The sequence below is a fragment of the Pseudoruminococcus sp. genome (assembly GCF_047012705.1).
GTDB lineage: Bacteria > Bacillota > Clostridia > Oscillospirales > Acutalibacteraceae > Pseudoruminococcus.
This window is the reverse complement of the sequence record NZ_JBKXNW010000003.1, coordinates 260214-277425: the sequence shown is the minus strand read 5'-3', so window position 1 is coordinate 277425 and position 17212 is coordinate 260214. Positions and strand designations below refer to the sequence as shown.

Here is a 17212-nt window from a genome sequence, read left to right as displayed (position 1 = left end):
CTCAAGGCGGAGTGCCTCCGCCGTCAAGACGCGGAATCGCTCGACAAGTCTCGCTCGTAATTGATTAAGGGAAACTTGTTGCTGCGGATAACGAAATTATCAATGAACTACCGATTAATTAACAAACTTACCCTAAGACAGATAAAAGTTTCGCTCAAGCCTTTTTAAAGGCTTGCAGGGTCGAGGGACGGAGTCCCTCGTGGGTTTTAAGGGCAAAGCCCTTAACATCTCTTTCTCTCTAAGGGCGGACTTCGTCCGCCCTTTATATCTAATGTTACTAACAAGAAAAAATTAAGCGGTGGACAAAGTCCACCGCTTTAGAAGTAAAGAATGTTGGGCTTCGCCCAAAGGTGTTTCGCTCTCTGCGGAGAGCGACCAAAGGCTCTGCCTTTGGAAACTGCAAGCTTTTGAAAAAGCTTGAGCAAAACTTTTAAGTGTCTTAGGGAAGTTTATTAGCTAATACGCTATCTTATCTCTTTTTTCTCGAAATAACAGCTATTCCAAGGATATAGAAAAGAATTGATGTTGCAATTAAAATCAGTATGCTGTCGAGAGTGGAAACCTCCCAAGAGCCTATTGTAAAATCAACGCCAAGTTCTTCTCTTATTGACGGTATTGCAACATCTGAAATCATAGCAGGCACACCGTCAAAAGATTTTTCAAATGGAACTTCCATAAATATCTTTCTGAAAATAGACGCTGCGTGAGATATAGGGAAAATCTTAACAACCATAGCAACACTATCAGGCATAGAACCAACAGGAAGATATATTCCGGTAATAAAACCAATCAGTGTTCCGATAACTGTACTTGCAGTTGCAAACGCATTTGTACTGCTAAAGAACGATACCACAAAGAACATCATTGAAGAGCCGGCAAGAACAGTAAGAAGAATCATTCCAAGGACCTTTAGAATCGAATCGAAAGGTAAAATCTCTCCACCGCTTACAACTATGTAAAGCTCCCCGACTGCAAAGGCAATAACACTCATAATTATACCAATAACAAATGCACTTATGATATATCCTCCCGCAATAGAACTTCTTGAAATCGGTGCGCAACGAAAATCCTTATCTATTTTCTTAACCTTGTCATCAACAATAACGCCGAATGCACCTAAGGTTGTAGAAATTGAGGTTACTGCAAGAATTCCTGCAATAAGCCAGCTATCCATAAGGAATTTTGCACCTTCAACCTTTACACCATCAACATCGTCAAAGCTGCTTACAAGTTGGTCACCAAGAAAAAACGCATATAAACCTATAACAATTAAAACTGCAAGCAAAGAAAAGAACACCGAACTCTTATCTCTGAAAAAAAGTTTTAAATTTCTTTTAGCAAATAAAATCATTCTCTTATCTCCTTTCCTGTTATTGCAATAAAGGCATCGTCCATAGTTCCATTTAACACTTCAAAACCTTCTATGTAATCTCTGCAAGCGTCAAGAATCGGCAAAGCGTCCATAGTGCTTTTAATATTGATTTTTATATCTGCGCCAACCTCGGCAAAATCAATTTTATTCTTTTGCAGATATTCTTTAACACCAGTGCTATTTCTCTTTGGCGAAATTATCATAATATCTCCGGCATACTTTTCTTTAAGCTCTGCCGGAGTGCCTTTCGCAGAGATTTCTCCTCCGTCAATAACAACAACATAATCTGCCTCAGCCGCTTCCTCCATATAATGCGTTGTAAGGAAAACCGTCATCTTTGTTTCCTGCTGAAGTTTACGAATAGTTTCCCATACAGATTTTCTTGTTTGAGGGTCAAGACCTGTTGTCGGCTCATCGAGGAAAAGTACCTTAGGCGTATTGACTAAGGCTCTTGCAATGTCTGCCCTTCTGCGTTGACCGCCTGAAAGCTTACCATATCTTCTGTTCTGAATTTCAGTAACACCTGAAACAGCCATAGCCTTCTCAACATTTTCACGGAGTTTATCTCCGCTGAGTCCGTAAAATCCGCCACGAATCATAATATTTTCTTTTATGGTAAGCAAAGGGTCAAGTACCCCGTCTTGAAACACTGCACCTATCTGGCTGCGAATTTTATCGTCCTCGTATCCTAATTTTCTGCCACAAACAGTAACCTCTCCGCTGTCCGGCTTTAAAAATGTGGTAATCATATCAATAGTAGTAGATTTACCTGCACCGTTAGGACCTAAGAACGCAAATAGTTTTCCGCTTTCTACATAAAAGCTGAGTGATTTAACAGCCTGAACATCGCCATATGATTTTTTCAGATTTTTAACTTCAATTATCTTTTCCATTTTTATTCCTCCCATTTTTAATAATTTTGTTTATGCTTTCTGCAGATTTTTTCTCTTGAAAAAACATAATTACAAATACCGAAAAATATACCACCGTATCTATTACAATAACCTCTGATATCCAATTAACATTCAGCGTAAACCATTCAAACCATAAACCACCCATAAGTAATACACAGGCTGAAACCTCAATTAAACCAATTAAAATAAAAACAAAAACAGGAATATTTCCAAAAAACTTTTCAGAAACTATATCCGTTATAAACATAAGAATCGTAATTATAAAGCAAAGCAAAGCCATTTGGAATATCCATTCCACACCAAAGCTTGTGGAATAATTTAAAGTGTTTATAAAAGCAACTATAAGCGAAGCTATTGTATATGATGAAAAAAATATATTCATATAATATTTTAATCTTGCCATTAGACAACCTCCTTAAAGACCAAATTTTTTCTTGAAAATAGGTACATAGTGTCTGTTAATTATCAGCTTTTCTCCGTTTAAGAGAAGTACCTCATACTTTCCATTCAGCATTGGCTTTACTTTCTCAATAAAATCTATATTTAAAATACACGATTTACTTATACGCACAAAGCTTGAATTTATAAGAGCCTCTTCAAATTCAAAAAGTTTCATCTTACTTTCATAAACATCGTTTTCACAATATATAAATGTTTTCTCATCTACACTTTCTATGTAGCAGACATCTTCATGGTTGATTTTTTGCAAATATCCGTCCTTATAGGCGGTTATGGTAAAGGAGCATATTTTAATCGCATCTATAATCTTTTGCAGTTCGGAATTTATTTCAGAACAGCGAATAATTATTTCTGTTTCTTTAAAATTTCCATCCTGCTCTATAATAAGCTTCATCTCATAACCTCCTTACAAATAAACTATATCACATAAAAATCGTTGCGTAAACCAAATTCAGGTAAAATGCATTTAATGGTATCTAAACTGCACTCAGCTTTGGTCGTCTGAATAAAAATGAATTTTTCGGGATAATATGGTTAAAATAATTCCAGTATTATTATAAGAAAAGAGGAATATTTGTGGATTTACTTAATGTTGCACTAACCTCAATAGGTTCTATTATAGTGCTTTTTTTGCTTACAAAACTCATTGGAAACCGTCAGATGTCAGAGCTTAATATGTTTGATTATATTAACGGAATAACTATTGGCTCTATTGCCGCAGAAATGGCAACCTCTCTTGAGGACGATTTTCTCAAGCCACTTCTTGCAATGATAATCTATGGAGTAGTAACTGTTTTAATTTCGATTCTTGCCAACAAGAATATAAAGCTCAGAAGATTTTTAAATGGTAAAACCCTTGTATTATATAAAAACAATAAGCTTTTCTATAAAAATTTCAAAAAAGCCCGTATAGATATGAACGAATTTCTTTCACAGCTAAGAATTAACGGATATTTTAATATAAGCGAATTAGAAGCGGCTTTTCTCGAAGAAAACGGAAAACTTTCTGTCCTTCCAAAATCCGAGTCACGCCCGTTAATCCCTAAAGATATAGCCCTTTTCCCTGATAAAGACGAACCTCTTATAACTCTTATAATTGACGGCAAAGTCCTGACAGGCAATCTGAAATTTTCCGGTAAAGATATTACTTGGCTAAACAAAAAGCTTAAAGAGCAAAATATAAACCGAATTTCTGATGTATTTCTTGCGGTCTGTGATAGTAACGATAAGCTAACCAGCTATAAAAAAGTAAAAAATAAGCCTGATAAGGATATGTTCCAATAAGCTCAGCAATATCTTTATAAGTGAGTTCAATAATAGCTGTTAATTCATAATAACTTTGAAAAGGTTTGAAAGAAACTTTTCATTTTATATAACTTATGTTTTATATAAACAAAAGCGTGACGAAGTATTCTTCGCCACGCTTTTTAGTTTATTTCAAATTTGTTTAGAAGTTTAAATCATAAGGTGCTTTAATGCACTGCTTATTTCATACCGTTCTCGTAAGCTTCAATCATCTTCTTAACCATCTGACCGCCTACTGAACCTGCTTCTCTTGCAGAGATGTCGCCGTTATAACCCTGCTTGAGATTTACGCCTACTTCGCTTGCACATTCCATCTTAAAACGTTCCATAGCTTCCTTTGCCTGTGGTACATTGAGTTGATTGTTGTTGCTTGACATAATTATTTCTCCTTTGTTTTTAAATTTTTTTGATGTTTTGATTTTTGATTTTGTTGTTTTGCGTTTGCACTATTATATTATGTCGTTATAAGCTTAATATTAAATGTAAATTTTATCTATTTTGGAATTTTTTATCTTAAAACTCAAAACCGTTTTCGGGTGTAACCCCAAGCAAGAGAAGAATTGCACTTGAAGCTAAAGAGGAGTAAAGTTCACAATTACCCTTAATATAAAAATCTCTTGGCTCAATAAGTTCTCCGTCAATCGTGCGTATTGCTCTTTGCAAACTCACCATATTCATTTCATCAGCAATGCTTGCCGTACTCAATGTATCCTTTAGCGACATTCCGCACGAAATTGCAATATTACTGCTGCCGTTAAGCATATCTATAGCATTGCGATTTTCCGAAGAAAATATCGCAAGAAAATTCTCTCCATATATTTTTCCTTTAAAGCCACTGCAAAAAACAGCAATAGAACTGCCCGAAAGCTCGTTAAAAGCTTCCGAGGCAGTAGATATCGAAATACTCCTTTGTTTGCAAATCATATCGCCATAACGCTCAATAGACTTGCAAACACAGTTAAAAAGTTCTTTATTTTTCCCCAAGATTTTTATATTTATCATAGCAATACCTATAATTATTTTTCATAAGGCGGCGTATATTGAATTATCTCACGATATGATTCAAGTTCTCCCTCACCCTGAGCTGCAAAAGGAATAAGCCCCGTACAATCGGTTGTGCTTGAAACAGGATTAAACTGTTTTAAAGCTTCTTCACGAGCTTCGGTTTCCTTATCATTAGGATAATGTTTTGCCCTGTTTAAATCGACCTTATTAATATTTTTACTATCCATAAAAATTCCCCTTAAAAGTATTCCTAAATATTTTAACTCAAAATTCTACGATTACATATTATTTATGTAATCGTATTATGCTCAACACCCAAACCAAAACTAATAGAAAGTGCTTCATCAACCTTTCCCATTTCGCCAAGGTCGAGAGAACCCATACGCTCTTTTAGTCTGCGTTTATCTATTGTGCGAATCTGTTCCAAAAGCACAACAGAATCCTTAGCAAGACCGCTCTCATTGGCCATAAGACGAATATGCGTTGGCAAGTTCGCCTTAGTGCTTCGGCTTGTGATAGCCGCAGCAATTACAGTTGGACTATATCTATTGCCGATGTCATTCTGAATGATTAAAACAGGTCTTACGCCGCCTTGTTCAGAGCCTACAACGGGACTTAAATCCGCATAATATATATCTCCTCGTTTAATATTCACAGCTTTCACTCTCCGAAATTTTATTTTGTGCCGGCAATATTATTCTTGTCCGATTTTCGGAAAAATAAACATAATCATCCAGCACATTAACATAATATTCTTGCAAAAGCCAAGTGCCACCTTATGTAATAAACCATATTGAAAACATCAAAATTTTATATTATACTTTATTAAATACTGAAAATTTTCATAGCATAAACATCATTAAAAGGAGCTTTTTATATGACTTTTAAAAATAAATTAGGCATTACAGATTCCTTAGAACTTGCCCACACAGAAGAAAAAATCAGTAAAACAAAAGCTCTTGAACTTTTTGAAACCGGCTTATTAGATACTTTTGAGGTTGGCACATTTAAAGGTCTATCGCAGATTCATAAATATCTATTTGAAGATATTTACGATTTTGCAGGCAAAATTCGTGAAGTAAATATTGCTAAGGGCGGTTTCAGATTTGCCTCTATAATGTATCTTTCTGAGGCACTTGAAAGCATTTCAAAAATGCCACAATCTACCTTTGATGAAATCATTGAAAAATATGTTGAAATGAATGTTGCTCACCCATTTCGAGAGGGAAACGGACGAAGTACAAGAATATGGCTTGACGCTATTTTAAAGAAAGAATTAGGTCAGGTTATTGATTGGAGCAAAGTTAATAAAGAGGATTATTTACTTGCTATGGAACGAAGTCCAGTAAAAGATATTGAAATCAAATTTCTATTAAAAAGTGCTCTTATAGATAAAATCAATGATCGTAATATCTATATGAAAGGCATTGACGCAAGCTATCATTATGAAGGCTATGATTTATTCAAAACAGAAGATTTAAAATAAAAAAATTCGCACAAGCCGTTAAAAGCCTGTGCGAATTTTCTATTTAAAATCATCAAACAACTTGGAAGAGATAGAACTTGAGATAATTTGTTTCCTGCATATTCCAAAGTATCGGGTGGTCAGGAGCTTGCTGACGAGCTTCTATCTGACGAAGCTCAACATGAGCGTCAAATGCGGCAGATTTAAGCATTGTGCGGAAAAGTTCATCTGTCATAAAGTGCGAACAAGAACAAGTAGCAAGATAACCGCCTCTTGGCAGTAACTTCATAGCACGAAGATTTATTTCTTTATATCCACGAATTGCACTATCAACAGTTGCACGAGATTTCGTAAAAGCAGGTGGGTCAAGAATAACATAATCATATTTTTCATCTGCAGTTGGAAGATTCGGCAACAAATCAAAAACATTAACTGCTTTAAAGCTCATCTTATCCTCAAGACCATTAAGTTCGGCATTTCTTTTTGCAAAACCAACTGCGTCCTCAGAAATATCAACAGCACAAACATGCTCTGCTCCGCCATAAGCACAATTAAGTGCAAAAGAACCTGTATGTGTAAAGCAGTCAAGAACTCGTCTGCCTTTTGCCAATTTTGCAGCGGCCCTGCGGTTAAATTTTTGGTCTAGGAAAAATCCTGTTTTCTGACCATTTTCAAAATCCACATAATATTTAATTCCATTTTCTACAATAGTTACCTCAGTTGAATCAGGAATATCAAGTCCGTCAATCTTAAAAAATCCCTTGTTTTCCTCCATTCCTTCAAGACGGCGAATACCAACATCATTTCTTTCAAATATTCCACGAATATTAAAGCCGTCTTCAGTAAGAATTTTAACAAGTGCCTTAAAAATCAAAGGCTTAACACGCTCTGTTCCAAGAGAAAGCGTCTGAGTTACAAGTATATCATCAAACTTATCCACAGTAAGTCCAGGGAAACCGTCAGCCTCACCGAATATAATACGACAGCAATTCAGGTCATCACGCATAACAGTCTTGCGATATTCCCAAGCATATCTTACTCTGCGTTCATAGAATGAATAATCAAAACGGTCATTTGCATTTTGTGAAATAACCCTTATACGAATTTTCGAGTGGGAGTTATAATATCCTGTACCCATATATCTTCCACGATTGTTTACAACATCTATAAGATTTCCGTCCTCGATTTCTCCGAAAATCTTTTTAACTTCTGTATCATAAACCCATGTGCTTCCGCCAATAAGTGAAGTTTCCGCCTTTCTTGAAATTTCTGCACGAGGATATTCTCTGTTTTTAAGCGACATATTATTTCTCCATTTCTGATAATCTAATTTGTGGGTAATCCCTCAAAACATCTAACATAAATCAAACAATCTAATTTTAACATTTACAAACTAAACTTTCAATAAAAAAGCTTACTCAGATAAAAAATATAATATTTATTTGATATAATTTCTCTAAACAGATTGAAATTTTTCTAATTTTTAGTTAAAATATAGATATGTATAAAAGTTAATAAGTTAAATTGAAAACTCTTTAAACTTTTTAATTATTTCGCCGTATAATAAAACACCTACGGCTCGGAGGTTTAATTATGGATAACTATTTCTCAAAATATGTTCATAGTGCCTTAACCGGTGATGAAACAGCTTATGAAACACTATATAATCTAACAAAAGACTCATTATTTTTTGCTGTACTTAACATAACTAAAAACGACCAAGATGCACTAAATATAATGAAAGAAAGCTATACCCACGCATTCGAAAATTTAGATACTCTCGATAAACCTGAAATCTTCGATATATGGCTCAATAGAATTGCCGCATATTCTGCTTACATATTTATAACAGAAAAAAATTCAACAGCTTTTAGTAATATCGTTGAAAACTTTGAGTGGAACGATGAAGATAACTTCGACAAACTTCCACAGGAAACTATTGATGATAAAGATACAAGAAATGTTGTAAAAGATATACTTGAAAATCTTCCTGATGACCAGCGACTTCTTACTATAATGCACTACTATCAGGAAATGTCTGTATCTGCTATTTCTTCAACAATAGATTTACCGGAAACTACAGTAATGTGCATACTTTCCTCCGCAAGAGAGCAAATAAAAAAAGAAATTGCAAGAGCCGAATCAGAAGGCAGACTTATGCGTTCAGTATCTCTCGGTGCAGTTCCATTTACACTTATGGAATTAGCAAAATCTCAATTTTTATTCCACCCTGCACCGCCTATGAGCAATATAATTACACCACCAACGAGTTCAAAGGCTGTAATTGAAGAAACAAACAATATACAATCAATTTTAAACATTCCGTCCCCTGCCGAGCCTGAACAGCAATCACAAAATACTGAAGCTGATAAACAAACTCCCGAACCAATTCAACAGGAATATGCGAATCCTTATAAACAGGCTCAACAGCCAACTCAACAGGAATATGCAAATCCTTACGAACAGCCTCAACAGCCAACTCAACAGGAATATTCCAATCCTTATGAACAGCCTCAACAGCCAACTCAACAGGAATATTCCAATCCTTACGAACAGGCTCAACAGCCAACTCAACAGGAATATGCGAATCCTTATGAACAGGCTCAACAACCAGCTCAACAGGAATATCCCAATCCTTACGAACAGCCTCAACAGCCAACTCAACAGGAATATTCCAATCCTTACGAACAGCCTCAACAACCAGCTCAACAGGAATATCCCAATCCTTATGAACAGCCTCAACAACCAACTCAACAGGAATATGCGAATCCTTATGAACAGCCTCAACAGCCAACTCAGCAGGAATATGCAAATCCTTACGAACAGGCTCAACAACCAACTCAGCAGGAATATGCGAATCCTTACGAACAGGCTCAACAGCCAACTCAACAGGAATATTCCAATCCTTACGAACAGGCTCAACAGCCAGCTCAACAGGAACCAACTGCAAAACAAACGCAGAATGTTCAAGCGGTTTCAGAACAGCCATCAAACAACGCTCCTCAAAAACCTCAACCATATCAGAGAACATTAGAATCGAATTTCAGTGTAAGTAATACCCCTAAAAAGAAAGTTAAAAAGCAAGATGTAAAACAAAATAAAGAACCTTCACAGCTTAGTAAATTTCTTAAATCAAAAGCCGGTATCGCTACTGTTGCAGGTGTGGCTTTTGTCGTTGTAGCGGGCGTAACTTTATATTATATTTCAAATGCCGCCAAAAATAGTAGTATTTCTATAGACGGTATGACAGAAACTCCAATCACAATAACATCAAATACTGAAAGCTCACACGAACCAACTTCCGAAGAGCTCCGTTCACAAGAGATAAAAGCTGATGAAAAAAATTATGTATATAAAGAATACTCTAATGGTACATTACACATAGTAGGATATAACGGTAAGCTTGAAGATATAGTAATACCTGAAAAACACTCAGGTAAAATTGTCACAGGAATAGACCCGATGGCATTTGAGAATTGCTCACAAATCAAGAGTGTAACTATCTCAAAAAATATTCAGTCAATCTCTCTTGATAATCTAGATAATACACAATCATATAATCCTTTCTACAATTGTGTTTATATGAAAAATATCTATGTTGATAAGGAAAACAAATATTTCACATCTATTGATGGTGTATTATATAATAAAGATGTTACAAAATTACTTTTCTATCCATCTCATAAATCAGATAAAACATATACTGTTCCCGAAAGTGTTACTGAAATAAGTTTTTGTGCTTTCCAAAGAAATGGAATTGTAACAGAAATAACACTTCCAAAAGGTCTTAAAACAATGAAAGCAAAAGCCTTTTTGGATTGTGCATCTCTAAAAAAAATAAATATTCCTTCAGGCATTACGAAAATTGAATGGTCACTTTTTTCCGGTTGTAAAGCTTTAACTGAAATAACATTGCCAGATGGTATAACCGAAATAGGGTTAACCGCTTTTTATGATTGTTCATCTATTAGAAAAATTACCATTCCAAAAAGTGTAAATAGAATTCGTTTGTATGCTTTTGCAGACTGTACTCTACTTGATACTTGCACAATCGAAAATAATAATATAACTTTTGATGAGACAGTATCTCTATATAAGGACAAAGAAGCGGTTGTACATCTTATAGAAAATACAGACGTTCCTCTTGATAATAATAAAGACACTATTTTTACAAATACTCAGGTTACACTTGTAGCTAAAAAAGGCTCTAACACTGAAAAATACGCTAAAAAATATGGTTTATATTTCTCCTATATGTAAGCACAAAAGTGATGTTTATTATTTTTCAAATTTATGCTATAATCTAAACAAACAAAATCCACTGGAGGTTTATTATTATGAGTTTTCTCGAATTAGCAAAAAAAAGATATTCTGTTCGCTCATATAGCGAAAAGCCGGTTGAAAAGGAAAAACTTGATACTATTCTTGAAGCAGGAAGAATTGCACCTTCAGCTGTAAATTATCAGCCAATTAAAATTATAGTTGTAACTGATACAGAAGGCTTAGAAAAGGTTTCTAAGGCAACAAATTTCTATAAAGCGCCTTGCGTTTTAATTGTCTGCAATGATACATCAACATCGTGGAAGCGTAAATATGACGGCAAGGAATTTGGCGATATAGACGCAACAATAGTTACAGACCACATGATGCTTATGGCAACAGAACTCGGACTCGGCACTCTCTGGATAGGCAGATTTAAGCCACAGGTAATCAAAGAAGAATTTAATATTACTGATGGAGTTGAGCCTATCAATATTCTTGCAATCGGCTATGCAGATTGCGAACCCAAAAGTCCTGATAGACACGATAAGGATAGAAAGCCACTCAGTGATATAATTCTTTCTTAAAATAACACTAATAGCAAAAAAGGTGGAGCTTATTGCCCCACCTTTTTATTAACCAATAATTTAGGTAGTAAAAAGAAACTTATGCTTATACTGCTTTTATAAATATCATATAATGACAAAATCGTTCAAAATTTTAAATTTTTTGATAAATATGCTTGAACTGTTATTTCTACTTTGATATAATAAGACAACACAAGAAATACAGGAGTGCAGATTTAATGAAAACATCAAATACAGCGTTAAGACTTAACGAATTTATGAAAAAAAACGGATTAAAACAAATTGATATTATAAATCGTGCCAAGCCATTTTGCGATGAATATGGCGTAAAGTTAAGTAAATCTGACCTCAGTCAATATGTTTCGGGAAAGGTTGAACCAGGTCAAAATAAGCTGTATGTTCTCGCAAGAGCATTAGATGTATCTGAAGCATGGCTTATGGGTTATGATGTCAAATCTAAGCCAGAATCAATGCAAATCCAAATTTCTCAAAAAACCACCGAAATAACAGATGAAATACTTAATATGCTTATAAAGAATTATAAAAAAATGACAGAATCAGCTAAACACGCACTCCTTGAATACTCCGAATTTATGATAAGCAAACCTGAAAATATATCTCCACAAAAGGCTTAACTATTAATAGCAAATTCTTATAATGAGAATTTGCTATTTTTATTTTTGACAAAAACAAGAAAATTATAAACAAACATATTTAGCGTCAGTTCGAGTAGTTAAGCTTATAATTAATAAATTGATAAAAGTTTAGTGGTGTTGTCAATTACTAAACTTACTATAAAAACTAACCATTGCATAAGAAAAGGGAAAATCAGCAATCGTGATTTTCCCTTTAAAAAATCTTAAATTTTAAACACAACAGGTGCTTATATTGAAACCATATTTATTATTATAGCCATCTGAAATATAATCTCCCTTAAGGAACATTTCAGCTTCGTCTATTCTTCTGTAATAAAGTCCCCAATAAAGCTGACCTCCTGCATGATGATAAACAGCAAATGTATTTACAAGCTTTGTCTGATTAACCTTATTTAAATCACTATAAGATGTAAGAAAGTCGTAAATATCCCAGCCACCATATGTCCAGCCTGTTCCGAGGTTATATGAGAAACTTACAAGAGCATCAAATTGATATTGATTTATCTTGATGTTATTATTCTTAGAAAATCTGTTGATTGCACTTGTATATGCACCCTCATTAACTTCTTTAACCAACCATGCATAAGCCTCGTTCTTTGTAAGCGAATTATAGAAAATATCGCCCGGATAAACAACAACGCCATAACCAACTGTAGGAACCGGGTCATAAGCCATTTGGTCACGCTCATAGTGCGAGAGGAAGCCTTCTTTCTCAGCAATAAATGAAATCAAATCATTACTTGCTCTGAGTGACTGAATAGCCGTTGTGCTTTTGCTTGTAACATTAGAAACAAATACTGTTCCCTTCGCATCGCTGCAAGTACTCCATTTATTATTAAGATATGCGTAAGCAGTGTAATTAAATGTACCTGACTTTGTCATCTTAAGAGTACCCTTCCAGATATAATCGTTACCGTCTGAAGTTTTAGAAGTTGCATTAACAACATAAGTCTTATCTCCGACTGTAACATTAAACTTAACAGCTGTGCGTTTTTTATCTGTAATAGCAATGAAAGTAACTGTTGAATTAAGAGTTGCGGAATTTGGATTTGTATAAGTAAACTTCAACGGAGTAGCCGCAAGAACATTTACTACACAAACAGCCTTGTTTCCATTTGAATCCTTAGCTGTAATAGCAACCTGACCAACTTCTTTTGTTGTAACAAAGCCATCAGAAACAGTAGCTATAGAAGGGTCGCTGCTTGTCCAAGTAATTCCTGATGAAGAATAGCCTTCAAGATAAAGCGTTCTTGTTCTGTTTACTGTTGCAGAAGTTTGATTAAGAGAAATCTTTCCGTTCGAGTAAACATCATTAACAGTAATCTTGCAGCTCGCTGTCGCTCCGGCAGAAGTCTTGGCCGTAATTGTTGCTGTACCCTTTCTAAGACCACTTACAACACCGTTTCTTACAGTTGCAACTGAAGTATTGCTTGAACTCCAAGTAACTGAACCTGAAGGTTTTACTGTTGCAGTAAGCTTAACATTTTCGCCTCTTGTTATAGTAGCAGATGTCTTAGAAAGCGTAACACTTGAATTTGGCACTACATTAAGGTTAAAGTTTTTATAAACAGAACCTGTATCATCATATGAATAAATTCTTGCTGTACCAGCCTTAAGTGCCTTAACCGTACCATCAGCTGAAATCGTTGCAACTGATGTATCACTAGACCGATGATAAATCTTACCGCTTCCTGTTGAAGTTTTAGCTCCTACATTAAAGCTTTTACCAACTGTAACAGATGATGGTGCATTTGTAAGTGTGATTGAACTGTAATCGGGATATTTAACTGTAACTTTAGCTGTTGCAAGAACCTTACCCTGTGAATTTGATGCCGATATTGTTGCAGTACCCTCATGCACACCTTTATATTCACCTGATTTATCAACTTTTACTGTTGAAGTATTCGATGATTTATATGTAATGTCTGCGGCAACCGGTGAAACCTTAGCAGTAAGCGTTTTCTTTGCATCAACCGCAACCTTTGCAGTAGAAGGCGAAAGTGAAACGCTTGTTGCAACAGGTTCTACAACATCTATATAGAAGAATTTTGAAATCGTTCCTGTGCTTTCAGTTACTCTTACTCTTACTCTACCAGCTTTAATACCTTTAATAACTCCATTTGATGTAATCTTTGCTATTGTTGAATCAGAGGTAAAGTAGTAAAGTTTTCCTCCTTCTTTAGATGCCTTTGCATTGACATTTACCGAACTACCAATTGAAATTTTTTTAGGAGGGTCAACATAAATCTTATCAAAGTCCGGATGTTTAACTGTTATTTTAGCGGTTGAGCTTCCTCCTGTGATTTGGTTGGTAGCCGTAACTATTGCTGTTCCTGCTGAAACTCCTGTCATGTTACCATTTTGGTCAACCTTCATAACCTTAGTGTTAGAACTTGTCCATTTAATATTGTTACTGCTGCAGCTTGATGTAACAGGCATATTCTTTGTGCTTCCTATAGCAAGATCTCTCGATGACCTTGACAACTTAATTGACACATCATCAATTTTGAGATACTCTGCAAAACAATAACCTGTTCTTCCATCATTCAATTTAACATGAACCCAGTCTTTATTTCTATCACCAATAACGGTGACCTTTGTATCCGGGTCTATCGTAGTAATGACAGCAGAAGAGGTTGTTGCCGACTCTCTTACATTCAGATATACCGTTGAGGTTGCCATAACATATGTATCTGCATTAGCAGTAGTTGACGGTATAGCCGTAACTGTAACAGAGGCTGCAAGCATAAACGCACAAAAAGAAGCAATAATTTTAGTTCTTATTGCAAAACGTGGTTTCATCGGTTTAATTTCTGGTGCTAACCTTTTTGCGTGCATATAGAAACTCTCCTTATTAAATTTTATCCATTACAATTATATAACAAGTTTCTCACTATTTCAAGTAATTTAGGCAAATTTGTAACAAGAAAATTACAAAATTCTTGAAATTACTACAAAATAATAACATATTTTTCTTAAAAAATTGCAATTTTTATAATAGATTGAGAAAAACTTTTGTCGAAATTTGATATTTTCTGACATAAACTCAAAAAAGATACAAAACCTGAAAATCAAGTCTTGTATCTTTTGAATCGGTAGTTCACTGGTAATCTTTTCGACCGCGGCAACAAATTTCTCTTATAAATACCGAGGTTTTGCTTGCAAAACCGATTCCGCGTCTTGGCTGCGGCGGCTCGCCGCCTTGAGCGAAACTTTTAAGTATCTTATAAGGATTTTGGGAATTCATTAGCTAATCGGTAGTTCACTGGTAATATTTTCGACCGTGGCAACAAATTTCTCTTATAAATACCGAGGTTTTGCTTGCAAAACCGATTCCGCGTCTTGGCTGCGGCGGCTCGCCGCCTTGAGCGAAACTTTTAAGTATCTTATAAGGATTTTGGGAATTTATTAGCTAATCGGTAGTTCATTGGTAATCTTTTCGACCGCGGCAACAAATTTTTCTTATAAATACCGAGGTTTTGCTTGCAGAACCAATTCCACGTCTTGGCTGCGGCGGCTCGCCGCCTTGAGCGAAACTTTTAAGTATCTTATAAAGATTTTGGGAATTTATTAGCTAATCGGTAGTTCATTGGTAATCTTTTCGACCGGGGCAACAAATTTTTCTTATAAATATCGAGGTTTTGTTTGCAAAACCGATTCCGCGTCTGGGGTTGGCGGCTCGCCGCTAAAAATGATTTGGAATCTTATACTATTTAGTTATGCACAAAAAACGGGCGAACAAAGTTCGCCCCTAAATCTTTTTTAGAAATCCGTTAGCTAATTAAAGTAGCCAAAAACTTTTTGAAATATTCCGGCAATTCGGTTTCTACTGTTATTATACGTTTATCTCTTGGGTGCTCAAAACTGATATAATATGCATGTAAGCATTGACCATTCAAAGACTTTATCGGATTTTTTGCAGGTCCATATACAATATCTCCAGCGACAGGGTGTCCAAGCTGTGCCATATGAACTCTGATTTGATGCGTTCTGCCTGTTTCTAAAGTAAGCTCAACATGAGTAAAGCCGTTATATCTCGCAAGAACCTTTACATGAGTAATCGCATTTTTACTATTTTTATAGGTGACAGCCATCTTTTTTCTATCTTTTGGGTGTCTGCCTATTGGTAAATCTACTGTGAAATTATCCTCTTTCAGATTGCCATAAACGACTGCCTGATATTTTCTTGTGAAACTGTGTTCCTTAATCTGTTCAGCAAGTCCTCTATGTGCAAAATCATTTTTTGCAACTATCAGCAAACCACTTGTATCTTTATCTATTCGATGTACAATACCTGGTCTGAGAACACCATTTATTCCAGAAAGTGAGTCACCGCAATATGCAAGCAAGGCATTTACAAGTGTTGAATCATTGTTACCCGGTGCTGGGTGAACAACCATTCCCTTTGGCTTATTAACAACAAGCAAATCATCATCTTCATAGCGAATATCGAGCGGAATATCCTGTGGCTCAATCTCAAGAGGTTCGGGTTCAGGCTCGCTGAAACAAATTCTATCGCCATTTTTAAGCTTACAGCTTTTCGCAACAGTTTTGCCATTAACAGTTACGCTACCTGTTTCAATGATATTCTGTGCAAGTGAACGGGAAAGCTCGGAATTATCAGATATAAACTTATCAAGTCTTGTTCCCTCATCAGAAATTTCAGCAGTTAAAATTATCTCACTCATCAGAATCTATCCTCTTTGGCTTATCTTCTTTTTTATCGCTGAAAAACAGTACAAAAACAACCATAAGTACCGCACCTATCGTTATACAATAATCGGCAAAATTGCATACCGGCGGAAAGAATGAAAGCTGCAAATAATCTACAACAAAACCTCTGAAAAGTCGGTCGATGAGATTTCCTATTCCGCCGCCGATGATAAGCGTTACGCTTGTAAGAAATAGCTTATTGGTGATTTTCTTCTTAATGATTACATAAAAGAAAAGTGCAATCATAAGAATTGTGATAATTGCAAAAAGCCAACTCATATTCTGCATAATGCCAAAAACAGCACCTCGGTTTTCAACATATGTGAGTGTAAGAAGATTGCCTATGAATGGAACATTATCTCCGCTGTGTAGGTTTCCTAAGACGAAATATTTTATAACCTGGTCAATGATAACAAGAACTGCGGAAATTACCGCCGTAATAATTGCTGCCAAAATAACTCCTCCCAAATATAAAT

At 35.4% G+C, this 17212-nt stretch carries 17 protein-coding genes; 5 read left to right on the top strand and 12 right to left on the bottom strand.

Annotated features, from left to right (window positions below; all coding sequences use genetic code 11):
- Positions 1 to 469 precede the first annotated feature (469 nt).
- The 4 genes from ACLU24_RS04720 to ACLU24_RS04705 are packed head-to-tail and all read right to left on the bottom strand — an operon-like array spanning position 470 to position 3139.
- Entirely contained in the window at positions 470 to 1351 is an 882-nt protein-coding gene (locus tag ACLU24_RS04720; RefSeq protein WP_412610677.1) for an ABC transporter permease, read from the bottom strand.
- Complete coding sequence (locus tag ACLU24_RS04715; protein ID WP_412610676.1) at positions 1348 to 2265, bottom strand: ABC transporter ATP-binding protein; 918 nt, start codon at positions 2263 to 2265, stop codon at positions 1348 to 1350. The genes ACLU24_RS04720 and ACLU24_RS04715 overlap by 4 nt, the downstream gene beginning before the upstream one ends.
- Positions 2249 to 2689 (bottom strand): DUF3021 family protein, encoded by a 441-nt coding sequence (locus ACLU24_RS04710; RefSeq protein WP_412610674.1) that lies wholly within the window; start codon positions 2687 to 2689, stop codon positions 2249 to 2251. Before ACLU24_RS04710 ends, ACLU24_RS04715 begins: the two co-directional genes overlap by 17 nt.
- A gap of 12 nt (positions 2690 to 2701) precedes the next feature.
- Positions 2702 to 3139 carry a LytTR family DNA-binding domain-containing protein gene (locus tag ACLU24_RS04705; RefSeq protein WP_412610672.1) on the bottom strand — a complete coding sequence of 146 codons (438 nt, stop codon included), beginning with the start codon at positions 3137 to 3139 and terminating at the stop codon, positions 2702 to 2704.
- 182 nt (positions 3140 to 3321) lie between these two features.
- Between ACLU24_RS04705 and ACLU24_RS04700 the strand changes: the two genes are divergently transcribed.
- Positions 3322 to 4029 carry a DUF421 domain-containing protein gene (locus tag ACLU24_RS04700; RefSeq protein WP_412610671.1) on the top strand — a complete coding sequence of 236 codons (708 nt, stop codon included), beginning with the start codon at positions 3322 to 3324 and terminating at the stop codon, positions 4027 to 4029.
- 200 nt (positions 4030 to 4229) lie between these two features.
- Here the strand turns inward: ACLU24_RS04700 and ACLU24_RS04695 are convergent, their stop codons facing one another.
- The 4 genes from ACLU24_RS04695 to ACLU24_RS04680 all read right to left on the bottom strand — a co-directional run bounded on the left by ACLU24_RS04695 (position 4230) and on the right by ACLU24_RS04680 (position 5710).
- Complete coding sequence (locus tag ACLU24_RS04695; protein ID WP_412610670.1) at positions 4230 to 4427, bottom strand: alpha/beta-type small acid-soluble spore protein; 198 nt, start codon at positions 4425 to 4427, stop codon at positions 4230 to 4232.
- Between the two features lie 136 nt (positions 4428 to 4563).
- The gene (locus ACLU24_RS04690) at positions 4564 to 5052 is read right to left on the bottom strand and encodes a hypothetical protein (RefSeq protein WP_412610669.1); all 489 of its coding nucleotides are present in this window, start codon (positions 5050 to 5052) and stop codon (positions 4564 to 4566) included.
- Between the two features lie 14 nt (positions 5053 to 5066).
- Entirely contained in the window at positions 5067 to 5282 is a 216-nt protein-coding gene (locus ACLU24_RS04685; protein ID WP_412610668.1) for a hypothetical protein, read from the bottom strand.
- 62 nt (positions 5283 to 5344) lie between these two features.
- Entirely contained in the window at positions 5345 to 5710 is a 366-nt protein-coding gene (locus ACLU24_RS04680; RefSeq protein ID WP_412610667.1) for a type II toxin-antitoxin system PemK/MazF family toxin, read from the bottom strand.
- Between the two features lie 222 nt (positions 5711 to 5932).
- Here ACLU24_RS04680 and fic point away from each other — a divergent pair, with 222 nt between their 5' ends.
- The gene (gene fic / locus ACLU24_RS04675) at positions 5933 to 6541 is read left to right on the top strand and encodes a protein adenylyltransferase Fic (RefSeq protein WP_412610666.1); all 609 of its coding nucleotides are present in this window, start codon (positions 5933 to 5935) and stop codon (positions 6539 to 6541) included.
- Between the two features lie 52 nt (positions 6542 to 6593).
- Here fic and ACLU24_RS04670 read toward each other — a convergent pair whose 3' ends face one another.
- Positions 6594 to 7823 (bottom strand): class I SAM-dependent rRNA methyltransferase, encoded by a 1230-nt coding sequence (locus ACLU24_RS04670; RefSeq protein WP_412610665.1) that lies wholly within the window; start codon positions 7821 to 7823, stop codon positions 6594 to 6596.
- Between the two features lie 290 nt (positions 7824 to 8113).
- Here ACLU24_RS04670 and ACLU24_RS04665 point away from each other — a divergent pair, with 290 nt between their 5' ends.
- The 3 genes from ACLU24_RS04665 to ACLU24_RS04655 all read left to right on the top strand — a co-directional run bounded on the left by ACLU24_RS04665 (position 8114) and on the right by ACLU24_RS04655 (position 12002).
- Positions 8114 to 10780 carry a sigma-70 family RNA polymerase sigma factor gene (locus ACLU24_RS04665; RefSeq protein ID WP_412610663.1) on the top strand — a complete coding sequence of 889 codons (2667 nt, stop codon included), beginning with the start codon at positions 8114 to 8116 and terminating at the stop codon, positions 10778 to 10780.
- 77 nt (positions 10781 to 10857) lie between these two features.
- On the top strand, positions 10858 to 11367 hold the full coding sequence (locus tag ACLU24_RS04660) for a nitroreductase family protein (protein WP_412610661.1): 510 nt from the start codon (positions 10858 to 10860) through the stop codon (positions 11365 to 11367).
- Between the two features lie 218 nt (positions 11368 to 11585).
- A complete protein-coding gene (locus tag ACLU24_RS04655; protein ID WP_412610659.1) occupies positions 11586 to 12002 on the top strand; it encodes a helix-turn-helix domain-containing protein in 417 nt (138 codons plus the stop codon).
- 231 nt (positions 12003 to 12233) lie between these two features.
- On the opposite strand, the gene ACLU24_RS04650 is transcribed toward ACLU24_RS04655, so the two are convergent.
- From ACLU24_RS04650 to lspA, 3 genes are all read right to left on the bottom strand, one after another.
- Positions 12234 to 14861, bottom strand: a complete 2628-nt coding sequence (locus ACLU24_RS04650; protein WP_412610657.1) for an Ig-like domain-containing protein — start codon at positions 14859 to 14861, stop codon at positions 12234 to 12236.
- 935 nt (positions 14862 to 15796) lie between these two features.
- Complete coding sequence (locus tag ACLU24_RS04645; RefSeq protein WP_412610656.1) at positions 15797 to 16711, bottom strand: RluA family pseudouridine synthase; 915 nt, start codon at positions 16709 to 16711, stop codon at positions 15797 to 15799.
- Positions 16704 to 17189, bottom strand: coding sequence for a signal peptidase II (gene lspA / locus ACLU24_RS04640; protein WP_412610654.1), 486 nt, complete (start codon positions 17187 to 17189; stop codon positions 16704 to 16706). Before lspA ends, ACLU24_RS04645 begins: the two co-directional genes overlap by 8 nt.
- Positions 17190 to 17212: the final 23 nt, after the last annotated feature.